This window comes from Enterococcus florum, from assembly GCF_004309355.1.
Classification (GTDB): domain Bacteria; phylum Bacillota; class Bacilli; order Lactobacillales; family Enterococcaceae; genus Enterococcus_A; species Enterococcus_A florum.
Window position 1 is genome coordinate 29,318 of the sequence record NZ_BJCC01000005.1, and the last position, 16,448, is coordinate 45,765.

The following is a 16,448-nucleotide window of genomic DNA, read 5'->3' on the forward strand; positions in this document are numbered from 1 at the left end:
TTATACCGCCTCTCCTGCAATAGCTTTCATGATATTGTCTTCGGAAATCTGTTCCTCCGTCAATGTTCCTACCTGTTCGCGATCTCGCATTACAATGATCCTGTCGCAGCACCGAATCATTTCTTCATATTCTGATGAAATAAACAAAATGGAGACGCCTTCACGAGACAACTCCAAAATCAGCTGCTCAATTTCTCGTTTTGATCCGATATCAATCCCACGAGTCGGCTCATCTAAAATCAGTAGCTGAGGTTTTGTGACCAACCAGCGTGCCAGCAGTACCTTTTGTTGATTGCCTCCTGATAATTCACCGATTTTTTTCTCCGCATTCGGTGTTTTAATGTTTAACAGCTTAATATAGTGGTCGGCAATTTCTCGCTGCTGCTTTTCATTGATTCGTTTCAGTCCTTTGCGTGCCTGCATGGACAGGACAATATTTTCGCGGATGCTTAAATCAGCTACGATTCCTGACACCTTTCGATCCTCAGAGCAAAAGCCCATCTGTTCTCTGATGGCTCGTTGCGGATACATTCTTTTGATTTCCTCTTGCCCAACGTAGACAACGCCCTGGTCAAACTGCTGCGCACCAAACAATAGTTCCGCAATTTCACTACGTCCAGACCCCAGCAAACCGGCTAGTCCAAGCACTTCTCCTTTGCGAATCTGCATAGAATAATCGTAAAGAACGCCACGTTTCGTGACATTTTTCATTTCGATGAAAACCTCTTCCGGATATTCCTCGCTTTTGCGGAAGGCCCGGGTGTCTTCATCCTTGAACTCCTGTCCAATCATTTTTGTAACTAACTCCATTTGACTAAGCTGACTTGCTAAATATTTCCCAACAAATTTCCCATTTCTCAAGACGGTAATGCGGTCAGATATAGCATAGACCTGATCCAGAAAATGGGTAACAAACAAAATGGCCATGCCTTGAGCCTTTAAATTACGTATGATGGCAAACAGCTGCTCCACTTCATTTTCATCCAAGCTGGAGGTAGGCTCATCTAAAATCAGCACCCCTGCTGACATATCTACCGCCCGCGCAATGGCAATCATCTGCTGAATCGAAACAGAATAGTTATCCAATGTTTCAGTAACATCGACATCAATATGTAATGATTTCAACAAAGCAGCAGCTTGTTGATTCATTTTTTTCCAGTCTACTCGCTTTTGTTTCATCGGCTGTCTGCCAATATAAATGTTTTCAGCCACTGTTAAGTTCGGACACAGATTAATTTCCTGATACACCGTGCTGATTCCTTCCTGCTGAGCTTCTTCTGGACTTTGAGGATCGATTTCTTTTCCATTTAGGGTGATGGTGCCGCTGGATTTGGCATGGACACCGGTGATCACTTTGATCATTGTTGACTTTCCTGCACCATTTTCTCCCATTAATGCATGAACCTCTCCCTTGTAAAGATTCAATTTGACTTGATCCAATGCTTTTACACCGGGAAACTCTTTTGAGACATCGCTTAACGACAATACTACTTCACTCATGATGCTCGCTCCTTGTCATCGAAATTGTTTAGTTGAAGGTGTAACCGAAGCGAGTTGTTTCGGTTACACCGTTTATTCGTTGTTTAAGGGCTGTGACATCCTAGTCACAGCCCTGCTGGTTTTTAATACGGCCGCGGCATATTTTCTTCTACATTTTTTTCATCAAAGATTCCCTCTTCAACAAAAATTTCCTTTTCAACATCTTCGCCGCTCTTAATTTTTAGAGCAGTTTCCATGATGTCTTCACCTGAAAGCGGATTGCACTCAACTACTGCATTGATTTTTCCGTCTTTGATCTGCTGAAGAGCATCATTGGTTCCGTCAAAAGAAACGATGATAATATCTTCGCCAGGTACCTTTCCAACCTCCTCAATCGCTTGAATCGCTCCCATGGTCATATCGTCATTTTCAGAAACCAAGACATTGATCTTATCGCCAGAAGATTTCAAGAACGCTTCCATGACTTCTTTCCCCTCAGCACGCGTGAAGTTGCCTGACTGCTGCTCAATAATTTTCCAGTTTTTATTGGCTTTGACGCCCTCTTCCAACCCTTCCGTCCGGCCGACCTGAGCAGAAGAACCAGTCGTTCCTTGCAGATGAGCAATATTGATTTCTTCCTGATCTTTTCCTTGCTCTTTTAAATAATCCTCCAGCCATGTCGCAGCTTTCACCCCTTCTTCTTTCATGTCCGCGCCGATCCAGGAAGTATATAGGTCATCTACATTTTTACCAGTGATTTGACGATCCACTAAAATGACTGGGATATTCGCATCCTTAGCTTCTGTCAAAACTGTTTCCCAACCGGTTTCAACCACGGGAGCAACTGCGATCACATCCACACCTTGCTGAATAAAGTTGCGAATTGCCGAAATTTGATTCTCCTGTTTTTGTTGCGCGTCAGAAAATTTAAGAGTGATCTTGTCGTTATTTTTTGCAGCATCTTGAACAGATTTTGTATTGGCTGTCCGCCATTGAGACTCTGCTCCTAATTGTGAGAAACCAATGGTCGCTTGGCCGTCGCCCTTCCCCCCGGAGCTAGCCTCTCCGCCGTCATTGCCACAGCCAGCTAAAAAAGCCCCGCAAATTACCAGACCGACTACTGTCTTAAACCAATTCTTTTTCATTCATTAAACCCTCCTCATTCGTTGATATCTTTAGTCTAACGAAATCTTGTGAACGGTTTCATTTTTATCTTTATGTAAAAACTTCAAATTATTTAGGTTTTTTTTATTAAAAACGCTTTCTTGATTATCTTTCGATTTTTCCTTAGAATTCTTTCGAAACAGCTGAAATTATAGGATTCCAGTCAAGAGACAGTTTAATAAAATTTATGAATCGTTTATTATTAAAATAGTACTTCACAGATAGGGAGGCCGAGAATGAAAAAATACTTTTGGTTGTTCATTATGGTAGGAATGATTAGCGGACTTAGCAGCTGCACCCCTGATGAAAAGCAGGAAAATGAAGTAGTGATCGGATTTTCCCAATTAGGAAATGAGAGTACTTGGCGTGAGCGCAACACAGCCTCTATCAAAGAGGCTGCAAAAAAGGCCAATTACAAACTGCTGTTTGCCAATGGTCAGCAAAAGCAAAGCAAGCAGATCAAAGATATTCGTTCTTTTATCGCTTCTAGAGTGGATGTGATTGTTTTGTCTCCGATCGTAGAAACTGGCTGGGAAAACGTGTTGACCGAGGCACGCGATGCAGGGATCCCTGTGATTTTAAATGACCGGGATATTCAGATTGAGGATACCTCGCTTTATCAGACATTAGTAGGGACCGATAGTACCGCTCAAGGTAGAAAAGCGGGGGATTTCTTAAAGAAAAAATTCGAAGGAACATCTGAGCAGATTCAAATTGTTGAAATTACTGGAACCCCTGGCTCCTCGTCTACCGAAAATCGCAGCCTTGGATTTCGTGACTCCTTAAACATGGAGAAACGTTTCGAAATCGTGGAGAGTCAAAACGCGGATTACATGCTTTCAAAAGGCAAGCAAGCGATGGAAAAGCTCTACCAGCAAAAGCAGCTGACAAACGTTGATGTTATCTTTAGTCACAACGACGACATGACCTTAGGAATTGTGGAATTCCTTGAAACAACTTCAATTAAACCAGGCAAAGATGTGACTATCGTCTCCGTAGATGCACAACAAGAAGCGATCCATTTGCTAAAAGCCGGCAAAATCAACTGCACAGTAGAATGCAACCCAAACACAGGGCCTAAACTAATGTCGACCATCACCCATTTATTGAATGGCGGAAAACTAGAGCCTTGTTATTATCTGCAAGAGCAGGTTTTTTCTGAATTCAGTAACTTGTCTGCCATACCAGAGCGGGGGTATTAGGATGTTGTTCAAACAGGAATATGCATCAAGTATTCGCAAAGCATTGCATTTCAGTCATAAACTCATGATTGCTTTGACCGTTCTTCCGGTCGTTTTCATTTCTTTATTCTATTTGTTCAGCATGAGGCAATACCAAAGTATTATCAAGAATGTGAATGATGCCAATGAAATTATGTCCACTGCCCCAACGGAGATCAACAGCGCCCTGTGGTATCAAGTAGCTGGGAAACCACAGGAGGAAACCCCTCTCTCCGTTATTTTTAGCTATGAACAGCAGTTGGATAAGCTCAAAGAGACCGCCTCTACAAATGAGCATCGACAGACAGCCATAGTAGCTGCTCGGATTTTAGAAACCGTAGAGCATTACGCCTGGGAAATTGACTCTAACATCAACAACAATTTGCCCATTGAAGAAAATGAGAAGGTTTTAGATGAAATTTACGAAGTCAATGATCTCTTAAAAGAGACCTTGGGGGAGTATGTTACTAGTGAGATCAATCGAGCCAATCAAAAAAGTTCACGGATGTCCTCTGTTATTATCCTCTTAGTGTTTTTAGAGCTGATTTTAGTTTGTGGTCTGCTGTTTTTTATTCGACAGTTTCAGCATTTTTTGGACCACGCCATTCAAGAGCCGATCCAAAACTTCTCGCAGATGACCTCCCAAATTTCTCAAGGGAATTGGCAGGCCCGAGTGAACCATGTCCACGTAAAGGAATTGGATTCCTTGGGGGAAGATCTCAATAAAATGGCGAATCAGATTGAAATCTTGTTTGACGAAAATACGCAAAAACAAAAGAGTCTAGCCCTGTCAGAAATCAAAGTCTTGCAGGCGCAGATTACTCCTCATTTTATTTACAATACACTGGATGCCATTTTATCTTTGGCGCAATTGGGTGACAATCAACGCGTACAAGAAGCAACCTATGCCCTGTCAAATTTTTTCAAAATTACTTTAAATAAAGGAAATGAATGGACGACTGTCACTCAGGAATTAAAACATGTCACTAGTTATTTGGACATTTTAAAAATCCGGTACGGTCCAATTTTATCGTATGAAATTACGATAGATCCAGCAATTGAAAGCGAATTGATTCTAAAAATGATTTTGCAGCCGCTAGTTGAAAATGCGTTATATCATGGCATTAAGCAAAATCGAACACGTGGTTTGATCGAAATCCTAGGCGGTCGAACCGACAATGACCAGCTGTTTTTTACCGTAACGGATAACGGAATCGGAATGAACGAGGAAAAACTGGAGGAAGTGAAAAAAAATCTTGCTCAGCTTCCACTAGTGAACAGCTCCATTGATGAGCTGAAGGGCTATGGTCTGTATAACGTTTATCGTCGTATTAAGCTTTATTTCGCTGAAGATGCTAATCTAATCATTGAAAGTCAATACAAAGTTGGTACATCAGTCACCATTCTTTTGCCCGAAAAGAGAGAGGAAAAAAATGGAGCATAAACCATTAATGAAGGTTTTTATCGTTGAAGACGAATTGCTGATTAGAAATTCATTGCGGATGATGTTGACGAAATATGAGCAAACCTACGGCATTGTCTACGCTGGAGAAGCCAGTGATGGAGAAATTGCCCTTTCCATGATGCGGGAAATCAAACCCGACATTCTACTGACGGATATTCGGATGCCTTTCATGGATGGGCTAACCTTGGCTAAATATGCCAAGGATCTGTTCCCCTGGCTCCACGTGATCATTATCAGCGGTTATCAAGATTTTCCCTATTTGCAGGAGGCCATCTCCATCGGAGTAGAGGGATACCTTACTAAGCCCATCCACGAAGAAGAATTGTGCGAGGTGATTCAACGTGCGAGAACGAATCATGAAAAGATGCTGATCGAGCAGACCGATCCTTCCAAGCAGGAAAAAATGATTGATTTTGAATATTACAAAGAGCATTTTTTTCATAAGCTGAAGGACGGAAAATACTCAACGAATGAGCTGTTTGATCGGCAGAAGCGTTTGAACTTCACCTTTATCGGTAAATATTTTACGATTCTCGTTGCCCGACTGACACCTGCAGTCAAGGACAGTTCTTTGTATCATTCATTGATTACGCGTTTTTCCGAATTATTTCATGCGGACAGTCAGGTACTGCTGACCATATTCGATGATTTTACGATAACCGGGATAATTGCCGGAGATCGTTTAGAAGAGTCGTTAAATAAAGCCTATTATGTCGCAGATATCCTTCAATATGAATTACACAAATACCCGGAGATGACCTTCTTGATCGGCATTGGCTGCCAAACCAATCGAGTATCTGAATTAGGCGGACTCCTGCAAAAGCATGAGGAGGCATTGGCTTTGACCAGCGATCAATCCAGTCAGCCGATTATCGAGTTGGCCGTCCCCTCCACTAAAATTCCTAAGGAGATAACCGATGCCTTCATGCCCTTGTTGGAGCCCGAACATTTAGAAATTCCTGCCCTTTTATCTGAGATAGAACACCTGCGCACGACTGTTTCCAGTGTGTCAGATCCAAGTCTAAATCAAGCAATTCTTGATACCATCTTCTTATGGATCAAACAAGTGGATGAAGCGGCCTGCGATGATTTGCAACAGGAATATACCAATGACAAATTGGAGACTATTTGTCAGACACCAACTTTGTTTACTTTGACCAGCCGACTGCTGTTAGAGGAACTGACAAAGCTGAAGAACCAACAAAAAAATCCTGAATATCAATCCAAAACGGACAAAATCGTTCAGCAATGTGTCGATTATTTAAAAGAAAATTATGCTGACCCAAATCTTTCGTTACAATCATTGGCTGATCACCTAAACATCAGTCCTGCCTATCTTAGTACTATTTTTTCGCAAAACAAGCAGGTCACTTTTATCGAATACCTGACCTGTATCCGCATGGAGCAAGCAAAAAAATTATTGGTCGAAACCAATCATAAAATCATTGATATCACTTTTTTTGTCGGCTACAATGATCCCAATTATTTCAGTTTCACCTTCAAAAAAAGAAATGGACTGTCTCCTAAAGAGTTTCGAAAGACTGCAAAAAACGACAATGAGGACCACTAAGTCAGCGTCCTCATTGTCGTTTTTATTTGTTAGCAGCAAAGGTAAAAATGGTCGTGTATTCCTTTGCTTCTCCTGCTGGTAAAATCGGCGAATCAAATTGCGGCTCATTAATAGCGTTGGGAAAGAATTGCGTCTCCAAGCAAATCCCCGCCCTGCGCTGGTAGAAGAAATGCTGCTTCCCTCTTTCGTTATTCACAAAATTTCCTGTATACACTTGAATACCGGGAAGAGTAGTGGCGACTTCCAGCTTAATGCCGCTCAAATCTCCGATCAAGACTGCCGCTAGTTCCAATTCCCCAAGAGCCTTATCCAACACAAAGTTATGATCATAGCCTTTGACAAATTGCAGCTGCAGATCATTCGCATCGATCTCCTCGCCAATTCGTTTCAATTGTCTAAAATCAAAAGGTGTCCCTTCCACCTTCGCTTTTTCTCCGGTCGGAATCGAGGCTTCATCTGCCACAGGTGTATATTGTTTGGCATTCACCTGCAAAAAATGATTCATAATATGCCCTTTATCATGACCATTCAGATTGAAATAGCTATGATGGGTGGGATTAAACACCGTTTGCCGATCGCTTTTTCCAGTCATAGAAACCAGGAGCTGCTGCCCTTTCAGCTGATAAGTGACTCGGCAAATCAGTTCCCCCGGAAAACCTTGATCCCCTTCAGGACTACGCAATTCAAAGGTTATACGGTTTTGGTCCTCGTTCAGTTCTTTGACTTTCCATACCCGCAACTGAAAGCCGTCCGGGCCACTGTGCAAATTATTCTCCCCTTCATTTTTAGCGAGAAAATACTTGCTGCCGGCTAGTTCAAAGGAGGCGTTAGCAATGCGGTTAGCATTTCGGCCAATGACAGCGCCAAAAAAAGTGTGTGTATTCGTTTGATACTGCTCATAATGGTCATACCCTAAAACAACATCAATTAGCTGATTGTTTTGATCAGGCACCCATAAATGAGTTAGCACCGCACCTAGATTGCTGACACTCATTTTCAACCCCTGCTGATTTTCAAATTGAAATAAATAAAGTGCTTCGCCCTCGGTAGTCGTTCCAAATTCTATTTTCTTCATCTGCTGACACTCCTCTAAGTTGTCTCAAAGAACTCATCCTTAACTAAAGTGATACTCTTTTCTTTTCAGAGCTTCCCATTGCCAATTCTCAACCTCTGGAATGTCTGTTCCATTGGCACGAATGTAGTCATGGTGGTATTGGAGTGTTTCATCCATTTTAGCAGAAAATGCTGCGGCTTGGGAACCTAATACGGCGTTTGCTGCATCTTGTGCCAAGTGGAAGCGATCCATTTCGCTAAAGACCCGCATATCAAATGGGGTGGTGATATCGCCATTTTCCCGATAACCATGAATATGAATATTGTGATTGGTACGATCAAAGAAGATGTCTCTAATCATGCCTTCATAGCCATGGAAGGCAAAGACGATCGGTTTGTCTGCTGTAAACAGTGCATCAAATACTTCATCGCTCAATCCTCGCGGATCAACCTCTGGGTGGCGCAGCTTCAAAAGATCCACCACGTTGATAAAGCGGATTTTCAAGTCAGGGAACTGCTTGTTCAAGATCGAAACCGCTGCTAAAGCCTCCAAGTTAGGCTCGGTTCCAGCTGCGGCAATCACCAAATCAGGTTCGCCGCCATCATCGGTACTGGCCCAATCGATGACCTTCAAGCCTTTTTCTACCAACTCTTCGGCTTCATCCGCTGAATAGAACTGCGGACGAGGATGCTTGCTGGATACGATCAAATTGATGACTTGTTTATCCTGCATCGCTTTGTCCATGACCGCCATCAAGCTGTTGGCATCGGCTGGCAGATATTCCCGAATAAATTCCGGTTTCTTCTCAGCCAAATGGGTCAATACTCCTGGATCTTGGTGGGTGTAGCCATTGTGGTCCTGTTGGAACACCGTAGACGTTGCGATCACATTCAAGGCAGGGTATTCTTTGCGCCACGCATGGGCACTGGCCTTGCGCATCCATTTGAAATGCTGCGTTAACATCGAGTCTACTACGCGCAAGAACGATTCGTAACTGGCAAAGAACCCATGACGTCCTGTTAGTACATAGCCTTCCAAAAAGCCTTCTGCTTGGTGCTCAGACAATTGGCCATCAATGACACGGCCCACGGAGGATTGCCATTCATCGGTGCTGTCTTTTGGCTCCAGCCATTGACGATCTGTCGCTTCAAAGACTTTGTTTAAACGATTGGACTTGGTTTCGTCTGGTCCAAAGATTCGGAAATTGGTTGGGTTTTCGATCACCATATCTCGTGCCTGCTGCCCAAAAATAATCATATCCTGTGCCATTACAGCACCTGGTGTCGAGGTATCAATTGCATATTGTTTCCAATCCGGCATCTTCATTGGTTTTGGATCGATTCCACCGTTGGTAATCGGGTTGGTAGACATCCGTTTGTCGCCTTTTGGTGAGAGGGCCTTTAGTTCCTCAACGATTTTGCCGTTTTCGTCAAACAGCTCTTCTGGACGGTAGGATTTCAACCAATCCACTAATTTGTCAATGTGTTCCATATGCTCAGATCCCACTGGGATCGGCACTTGGTGTGCTCGGAAGGTCCCAGCGATTTGTTCGCCATCCCAGGTTTCAGGGCCAGTCCAGCCTTTTGGCGTGCGGAAAATGATCATTGGCCATTTTGGCATCGCTGCCTCTTTCGCATCGCTCTTACGGGCTTCGCTTTGAATTGTTTGAATCTCTTCAATCACAGCGTCCAAGGTTTCAGCCATCGCTGGATGCACTAGTTCTGGATCTGTGCCTTCAACGAAATACGGATTCCAGCCCATCCCTTCAAAATAGTTTGCTAAATCTTCGTTGGATTTGCGGGAAAGAATTGTAGGGTTGGAGATTTTGCCGCCATTCAGGTAAAGGATCGGCAAGACCGCACCGTCATTGACCGGATTGATAAAGACATTGGAAAACCAGCCGCTTGCTAGAGGCCCTGTTTCCGCTTCGCCGTCTCCGACAACTGTTGCGGCAATTACTTCAGGATTGTCTAAAATGGCTCCCGTCGCATGAGACAATGCGTAGCCAAGTTCGCCGCCTTCATGAATCGATCCTGGTGTTTCTGGTGCCGCATGCGAAGCGATTCCGCCAGGGAAAGAGAAGACTTTGCAGAGGTTTTTCAAGCCTTCTTCGTCTTCTGTGTAGTCAGGATAAATCTCTGTATAGCTGCCATCGATATAAGAGTTGGACACCATCACTTGGCCGCCATGTCCAGGGCCTTCCACATAAAACATGTTCAGATCATACTTGTTGATGGCCCGATTTAAGTGTGCATACAAAAAGTTTTGGCCGGAAATGGTGCCCCAGTGACCGATCGGATGGGTCTTCACATCTTCTTTTTGAATGGGCCGGCGCAATAGAGGATTATCCTTTAAGTACATTTGAGCCACCGAGATGTAGTTGGCGGCCCGCCACCAGGCATCGACCTTTGCAAGATAGTCTTTGGTGTCAAATTGATTTTCCATTCCTTTACCCCTTTTTAGTTTTTTTTACCTTTATCAGTTTATAAACTATTGGCTTGGAAAGCTCCAAACCAATAGTTATCCCTATTTAATTACTACATACTCCAAATCAACCAGCTTCGCCCAAGTCACAATTTGATCAGTTGTCAGGTTTAAGGAAACCACCGTGTGATGCCCACCTCCGGTTTCGATCCAGGTACCGACACCGTCATGGAAGTTTGGTTTGACCTTCCATAAGACCCGCGCCACTGGTAAATTCGGCGCTTCCTCGGTCGGCTCAAAAGCTTCCACCTCATTAATCAACAGCTTGTAATGCGTTCCAAAATCAGCCATCGATACCACCACACCATCGCCAGCTTTGCCGTCAAATACTAAGCGGGCCGGGTCTTCTCGATCACCCATTGACAGCGGGGAGACCACAATTTTTGGTTTGTTGACACCCAAGGTAGGATCTACCTCCATCATATGAGACTGCAAAATTGCTTCCTGTCCAGCGGCTAGCTCATAGGTGTAATCCTCCATGAAGCCGGTATTTTCATTGTGAGCCATTACCTTCATCAGACGAGCCAACGCAGCCGTTTTCCAGTCACCTTCTCCTGCAAACCCGTAACCTTCTGTCATTAAGCGCTGCACTGCCAAGCCAGGCAATTGCTGCATTCCATATAAATCTTCAAAATTTGAAGTAAAGGCATTGTAGCCGCCTGCCTCTAAGAAACGACGAATCCCGATTTCTTGACGCGCTTGGACCTTCACGTGGGCTTCCCAAGTCGCTTGATCATAATCGCCATAATCAAAATCATACAGCTCCTTGTATTCCGCAAATAAGGCGTCGACTTCGCTTTCCTCTACGGCGTCCACATACTCGACTAAATCGCCGATTCCAAAGTAATCCACGACCCAACCGAACTGAATTTGAGCCTCGACTTTATCGCCTTCAGTCACCGCCACGTTGCGCATGTTGTCGCCAAAACGAGCAACCTTGATATTGAAGCTTTCATTATAAGCTGCCGCTACATCCATCCAGGCTGAAATTTGCTCTTGGACACTCTCAGTTTGCCAATAGCCGACAACGATTTTGTTTTGTTTTTTTAGACGAGCATTGATAAAGCCATATTCACGATCCCCATGAGCGGATTGATTCAAATTCATAAAGTCCATATCAATCGAATCCCAAGGAATGCTTTCATTGAATTGGGTCGCTAAATGCAGCAGCGGTTTTTGCAGCAACTTTGTTCCACGAATCCACATTTTCGCTGGCGAGAAGGTATGCATCCAAGTAATCACACCCGCCACTTCATCACGATAATTGACCTCTTTCATGATTGAAGTAATAGTATCCGCTGTCACTGCCAATTCTTTTAAGACGATCGGATAGTGCATTTTCCCGCTGTCATTTAAGCCTTGTACGATTGTTTCAGCATTTTTTTTGACTGCCTGCAACGCTTCTTCTCCATACAAATGCTGAGACCCAACCACGAACCAAAATTCTTTTTTACTAATTGTTACCATCATTCTCTCTCCTTCATTCTTCATTGATTAGTTTCCTTGCCCATAATAGGCATGTTTTCCATGTTTTCTTAAGTAATGTTTATCCAATACCCGTTGCGGCAGTGCTTCTGCATAGCTGTTCAATTGACGAGTGAATAAATTCATCTTGGCTACCTCATCCAAAACCACGGCATTCATCACAGCACTGCCAGCATCCTTGCCCCAGGTAAATGGTCCGTGACCATGCAGCAACACACCAGGAATCTCCAAAACATCGATATCCCGCTCTTTAAATGTTTCAATAATCACCTTGCCTGTTTCATGTTCATAGCCGCGGTCAATCTCGTCCTGAATCAAAAATCTGGCACAAGGAACACTGCCATAAAAAGTATCCGCATGCGTTGTCCCCATCGCTGGCAGATCCAATCCTGATTGTGCCCAGATCGTTGCCCAGGTCGAATGGGTATGGCAGATACCACCAAGCTCTGGAAAAGCTTTGTAAAGCACTGCATGGGTTGGGGTGTCCGAAGATGGATTCAGTGCGCCTTCGATTACCTGGTTCTCCAAATCGACTACCACCATATCGTCAGCAGTCATATTCTCATAGCTGACACCGCTGGGCTTGATGACAAAGCAACCCGTTTCCGGATCGCGTGCACTCACGTTTCCCCAGGTATACTTGATCAGTCCTTGCTTCGGCAGCTCCAAATTGGCTTGAAAAACCTCTTCCTTTAATTGTTCTAACATTCAACGTCCTCCTTAATTCAATGCGTTTATCGCAGTTCGTTCAATCGACAGCCCTGTTTCATAACGCTTGATAAACTGTTCAAAACCAGCAATGTCTTCCTTCGTAGGTACGACAGTCTCCCCTTTTGCTTCAGAGAAGACTTTTTGCTCCAAAAAGTCTTCCAACGACAGCTTCTCATGCTCAAGCAAATAGGAAGCCAAGAGAGCAATCCCCCAAGCACCGCCTTCTCCAGCAGTTTCCATTACCGTAACGGGCGCTTCCATTGCCGAAGCTAAGATTCGCTGTCCCACTTCCGGTGTCTTGAAAATCCCGCCATGTCCAACCAATTTATCGATCTGAATATTCTCCTTTTTCAGAATCTCCATTCCGATACGCATCGCGCCAAACGCACTGGAGAGATGAAGACGCATGAAATTTGCCAGAGTGAATGCACTGTCTGGTTTTCGAACGAACAGCGGTCTGCCTTGATCCATCCCCGTAATATTCTCGCCGGAATAGTACCCATACGAGAGCAGACCGCCGCAATCCGGTTCACCCTTCAAAGCCTCTTGAAACAAGGTGTTGTATAATTTTTCTGCACTGATTTCAAGACCCAGACTTTCGGAAAACTCTTTGAACAGCTTGATCCAGGCATTGATCTCAGAAGAGCAGTTGTTCGTATGGACCATGGCAACAAGATCCCCACTCGGTGTTGTGACCAGATCAATCTCAGGATGGACTTCGCTCAGGTCCCTTTCTAAAACGATCATAGCAAACGCCGAGGTTCCTGCTGAAACATTGCCGGTCCGCTTGCCGACGCTATTCGTCGCCACCATTCCGGTCCCGGCATCGCCTTCTGGCGGGCAAAGCGGGATCCCCGCTTGCAATGTTCCTGTGGGGTCCAAAAGATATGCGCCCTCTTTTGTCAGTGTTCCCGCAGCCTGACCAGCCACTAATACCTCAGGCAACAGCTGATTTACATCTACTGGGACGCCTTCCGCCTGTGCGAGATCATTAAAAATAGCGGTCATTCGTTGATCGTACTTCTGTGTTTGACTGTCGATCGGAAACATTCCAGACGCATCCCCAACACCCAAAACCTTTTGTCCGGTCAATTGCCAATGAATGTAGCCAGCCAGGGTCGTAAAAAAGTCAATCTCCTTCACATGCGGTTCCTTATTTAAGATGGCCTGATACAAATGGGCAATGCTCCAGCGCTGCGGAATATTGTAGTCCAGCGCCTCCGTCAAACGCGTCTCCGCTTCTGCAGTCATTGCATTTCGCCACGTTCGAAAAGGTACTAAAAGCTTTTCTTCTCGGTTAAAAACCAGATAACCATGCATCATCGCACTAAATCCTATCGATCCGATGGTCGTCAAGGTTTCACCATAGACTTCAAAAACCTCTGTTGCCATTTTTCGATAGCTGACACGTAAGCCCTTCCAAATATCCTCTAACGAATAAGTCCAGATTCCGTCCTCCAATCGATTCTCCCAATCATAGCTGCCACCTGCGATTGGTGTGCGATCAGATCCAATCAAGACTGCCTTGACACGCGTAGAACCAAACTCAATACCTAAAGATGTCCGGCCATCTATAATATCCAGCTTGGTTTCAACAATTCTTTCCTCTGTTTTAATAGGAATCGCCTCCTCATTTTTCCTAAATGATACAACTAGTATATAATTTATGTACGTACATGTCAATATGATAATTAATATTTGTACGTACATAAAAGCGCAAAAAAATAGCCTCTTTAAAAGAGACTACTTTGATCTGATTAGGATGAGACAGAATCTCGTTCCACTATCTGCGGCTCATATAAAATATCTGCTTGCCGTTTGCCCGTTTCAATCGTTGTCACAATCCATTCCGCGGCATCCCTGCCCATTTGTTCCTTTGGATGTGTTAGGGTCGTCAGTTTCACTGCGCCGACTTTGCTTAGCGCGGAATCATCATTGCCAATGATGGACAGCGCCTCTGGAATCTGATACCCTTCTTCCACTAAACGATCCAGCAGGAGACTAGCGATCTGATCGTTGTAGCAGACTAAGCCTGTGATTGTTTCTGCTTTAAGACGCTCTTTGACCATCTTAGGAACCTGTTTTCGCGTCTCGGTCGTGTAAGTAATGATATCTTCAGGAGCAAATTGGATATCATATTGTTCACACGCTTGGATGAAGCCCTTCATCCGGTATTTCCCCTGCAAGTCATCAATCTTAGTGACCAGCAGCAAATTTTCGTGCTGCTGTCGGATCAAATGTTCTGTCGCCAAAAAGCCCACCTTTACATCATCTACGCAGAGCGAAGCTGCATCCAGCTCTTCATAGACTGCATTGATCATCACCATGGGGATTCCCTGCTCCCGCAACTGTACGTACAAAGCCAGGTTGGGATTGTATTGATTGCTTTTCGTAGGTTCAACAATTAGACCATCCACACCGAACTGGATCATTTTCTCCAAGCAGGCTTTTTCCTGCTGGTAATCATTGTTGGTACTTGCTAAAAGCAGTGAATAGCCTTGTTGACTCAAGCCTTTTTCAATCCCACGGATAATCGAGGGGAAAATATAATCAGAGAGATACGTGGTGATCACTCCAATAGTTTTTTGCTGGTTTTTATTCGCACTGCGTTTTTTATAGGCATCATCCACATAGGTCCCAGATCCTTTTTCCTTTCGCAGATACCCTTCGTTCACTAAGGTTGCGATGGCCTGTCTGACCGTATGACGGCTGACATCGTAATCCTTTTGCAGCTGAAGCTCTGGAGAAATCGCCTCATGCAGCCCAATCTCTCCAGAGATGATCTTGGCTTTGATCTCATCTGCGATTCTTTGATATTTGGTTTTGTTCATTCTACATCCGCCTGCTCTTTCCGTCAAAAATATGTCCGAACAATTTTTGTCTATTGTAGCATATTCAGGCAACTATAGGGTAGATCTCTGAAAAAAGAGAGCAGTCTCTTTCCCCTGCTCTCAGATTATGCTTAATTCGTATTTTCTTGTCGTCTTATTTCCAGCTCACGAATGATTATAGACCCATTTTTTTCAAATCTGAAATAGCTCATCATAATGACTGCTCCTCCCACGAAAAACATCGCTGGTAAAAATGACCAAGCCGGAAAAAGAAAACCTTCATCAACCAGAATCGACAGCATTCAACTTTGGCATCGTGCTGCAACTCCGGATAAAGAAAATCATGAAGCGATTGCAGCAGCCAATGTCAATAAAAAAGGACTGCTGACTGGCAACAATCCAACAAAGGCATTGAAGAAGAGAAAAAAGCACAAAAAAAGAAAGCGCAAGTAACAGCGCTCTTTGATGAAACAAGGGACTAGGATCTATTTTCAGTCGCGGAAGGTTGAGCTAGTTTTCCTGTAAAAAACTTTTTGTCGAGACGACGTTTACACCAAGTTTCGCAAGCTTTGTATTCCAGATGCCGCGCATTGGTTTGAGCACCGAATCATGGGCATCCTCGATCAAGGTAGTCGGGAAGTTTTCAGCAAGTGCACCTTTACAGGTGTGCTGTACACACGCATTGCTCATCAGTCCAACGACCACAAATGCTTCAATGCGCTGCTCTGCAACCAATTTGGTGAAGTCCGCTGACGTGAACGCATTGGGTTTGTGTTTTAAAACGATAGGGTCCATCTCTCTTTTGTTGACTCTGGGAGAAACTTCCCCATATCCGGCCTGTTTGATAAAAATCACCGGAAGGCCCCGTTGATGAAAAGCATCAATCAAGGCATTAACGTTGGCCAAAAAAACCGTCTTCCCCATAAGCGGTGCCAGTGTTCCTTTTTGAATATCGATCACTATTAGCGCCTTTTTTGTCATGTTC

Annotated in this window: 13 protein-coding genes; 4 read left to right on the forward strand and 9 right to left on the reverse strand. The window is 44.1% G+C overall.

Going from position 1 to position 16,448, the window contains the following annotated elements:
• Both NRIC_RS02640 and NRIC_RS02645 read right to left on the reverse strand, forming a co-directional pair.
• The gene (locus tag NRIC_RS02640; protein ID WP_146621153.1) at positions 1 to 1,500 is read right to left on the reverse strand and encodes a sugar ABC transporter ATP-binding protein; all 1,500 of its coding nucleotides are present in this window, start codon (positions 1,498 to 1,500) and stop codon (positions 1 to 3) included.
• Positions 1,501 to 1,622: 122 nt separating this feature from the next.
• Positions 1,623 to 2,624: an ABC transporter substrate-binding protein gene (locus NRIC_RS02645; protein WP_146621154.1), complete on the reverse strand. Its 1,002-nt coding sequence runs from the start codon at positions 2,622 to 2,624 to the stop codon at positions 1,623 to 1,625.
• Between the two features lie 255 nt (positions 2,625 to 2,879).
• Here NRIC_RS02645 and NRIC_RS02650 point away from each other — a divergent pair, with 255 nt between their 5' ends.
• From NRIC_RS02650 to NRIC_RS02660, 3 genes are read left to right on the forward strand one after another with little or no spacing between them, the layout of a single operon-like run.
• Complete coding sequence (locus tag NRIC_RS02650) at positions 2,880 to 3,845, forward strand: ABC transporter substrate-binding protein (RefSeq protein ID WP_146621155.1); 966 nt, start codon at positions 2,880 to 2,882, stop codon at positions 3,843 to 3,845.
• A 1-nt stretch (position 3,846) separates the two neighbouring features.
• Positions 3,847 to 5,307: a sensor histidine kinase gene (locus NRIC_RS02655; protein ID WP_146621156.1), complete on the forward strand. Its 1,461-nt coding sequence runs from the start codon at positions 3,847 to 3,849 to the stop codon at positions 5,305 to 5,307.
• On the forward strand, positions 5,297 to 6,898 hold the full coding sequence (locus NRIC_RS02660) for a response regulator transcription factor (RefSeq protein ID WP_146621157.1): 1,602 nt from the start codon (positions 5,297 to 5,299) through the stop codon (positions 6,896 to 6,898). The genes NRIC_RS02655 and NRIC_RS02660 overlap by 11 nt, the downstream gene beginning before the upstream one ends.
• 22 nt (positions 6,899 to 6,920) lie before the next feature.
• On the opposite strand, the gene NRIC_RS02665 is transcribed toward NRIC_RS02660, so the two are convergent.
• The 6 genes from NRIC_RS02665 to NRIC_RS02690 all read right to left on the reverse strand — a co-directional run bounded on the left by NRIC_RS02665 (position 6,921) and on the right by NRIC_RS02690 (position 15,463).
• Positions 6,921 to 7,973 carry an aldose epimerase family protein gene (locus NRIC_RS02665; RefSeq protein WP_146621158.1) on the reverse strand — a complete coding sequence of 351 codons (1,053 nt, stop codon included), beginning with the start codon at positions 7,971 to 7,973 and terminating at the stop codon, positions 6,921 to 6,923.
• Positions 7,974 to 8,012: 39 nt separating this feature from the next.
• Complete coding sequence (locus NRIC_RS02670; RefSeq protein WP_146621159.1) at positions 8,013 to 10,397, reverse strand: phosphoketolase family protein; 2,385 nt, start codon at positions 10,395 to 10,397, stop codon at positions 8,013 to 8,015.
• 81 nt (positions 10,398 to 10,478) lie between these two features.
• Positions 10,479 to 11,903 (reverse strand): L-arabinose isomerase, encoded by a 1,425-nt coding sequence (gene araA, locus NRIC_RS02675; RefSeq protein WP_146621213.1) that lies wholly within the window; start codon positions 11,901 to 11,903, stop codon positions 10,479 to 10,481.
• A 27-nt stretch (positions 11,904 to 11,930) separates the two neighbouring features.
• The gene (locus tag NRIC_RS02680; RefSeq protein ID WP_146621160.1) at positions 11,931 to 12,629 is read right to left on the reverse strand and encodes an L-ribulose-5-phosphate 4-epimerase; all 699 of its coding nucleotides are present in this window, start codon (positions 12,627 to 12,629) and stop codon (positions 11,931 to 11,933) included.
• Positions 12,630 to 12,641: 12 nt separating this feature from the next.
• On the reverse strand, positions 12,642 to 14,207 hold the full coding sequence (locus NRIC_RS02685) for a xylulokinase (protein WP_227873719.1): 1,566 nt from the start codon (positions 14,205 to 14,207) through the stop codon (positions 12,642 to 12,644).
• Between the two features lie 182 nt (positions 14,208 to 14,389).
• On the reverse strand, positions 14,390 to 15,463 hold the full coding sequence (locus NRIC_RS02690; protein WP_146621162.1) for a GntR family transcriptional regulator: 1,074 nt from the start codon (positions 15,461 to 15,463) through the stop codon (positions 14,390 to 14,392).
• Positions 15,464 to 15,679: 216 nt separating this feature from the next.
• On the opposite strand from NRIC_RS02690, the gene NRIC_RS02695 reads away from it, so the two are divergent.
• On the forward strand, positions 15,680 to 15,916 hold the full coding sequence (locus NRIC_RS02695) for a hypothetical protein (protein WP_146621163.1): 237 nt from the start codon (positions 15,680 to 15,682) through the stop codon (positions 15,914 to 15,916).
• Positions 15,917 to 15,973: 57 nt separating this feature from the next.
• Here NRIC_RS02695 and NRIC_RS02700 read toward each other — a convergent pair whose 3' ends face one another.
• Entirely contained in the window at positions 15,974 to 16,444 is a 471-nt protein-coding gene (locus NRIC_RS02700) for a cysteine hydrolase family protein (protein ID WP_146621164.1), read from the reverse strand.
• Between the last annotated feature and the right edge of the window lie 4 nt (positions 16,445 to 16,448).

Excerpts from the sequence above, each read along its gene's own strand:
- NRIC_RS02640 (WP_146621153.1), bottom strand. The coding sequence starts at position 1,500 with ATGAGTGAAGTAGTATTGTCGTTAAGCGATGTCTCAAAAGAGTTTCCC.
- NRIC_RS02645 (WP_146621154.1), bottom strand. The coding sequence starts at position 2,624 with ATGAAAAAGAATTGGTTTAAGACAGTAGTCGGTCTGGTAATTTGCGGG.
- NRIC_RS02650 (WP_146621155.1), top strand. The coding sequence starts at position 2,880 with ATGAAAAAATACTTTTGGTTGTTCATTATGGTAGGAATGATTAGCGGA.
- NRIC_RS02655 (WP_146621156.1), top strand. The coding sequence starts at position 3,847 with ATGTTGTTCAAACAGGAATATGCATCAAGTATTCGCAAAGCATTGCAT.
- NRIC_RS02660 (WP_146621157.1), top strand. The coding sequence starts at position 5,297 with ATGGAGCATAAACCATTAATGAAGGTTTTTATCGTTGAAGACGAATTG.
- NRIC_RS02665 (WP_146621158.1), bottom strand. The coding sequence starts at position 7,973 with ATGAAGAAAATAGAATTTGGAACGACTACCGAGGGCGAAGCACTTTAT.
- NRIC_RS02670 (WP_146621159.1), bottom strand. The coding sequence starts at position 10,397 with ATGGAAAATCAATTTGACACCAAAGACTATCTTGCAAAGGTCGATGCC.
- araA (WP_146621213.1), bottom strand. The coding sequence starts at position 11,903 with ATGGTAACAATTAGTAAAAAAGAATTTTGGTTCGTGGTTGGGTCTCAG.
- NRIC_RS02680 (WP_146621160.1), bottom strand. The coding sequence starts at position 12,629 with ATGTTAGAACAATTAAAGGAAGAGGTTTTTCAAGCCAATTTGGAGCTG.
- NRIC_RS02690 (WP_146621162.1), bottom strand. The coding sequence starts at position 15,463 with ATGAACAAAACCAAATATCAAAGAATCGCAGATGAGATCAAAGCCAAG.
- NRIC_RS02695 (WP_146621163.1), top strand. The coding sequence starts at position 15,680 with ATGACTGCTCCTCCCACGAAAAACATCGCTGGTAAAAATGACCAAGCC.
- NRIC_RS02700 (WP_146621164.1), bottom strand. The coding sequence starts at position 16,444 with ATGACAAAAAAGGCGCTAATAGTGATCGATATTCAAAAAGGAACACTG.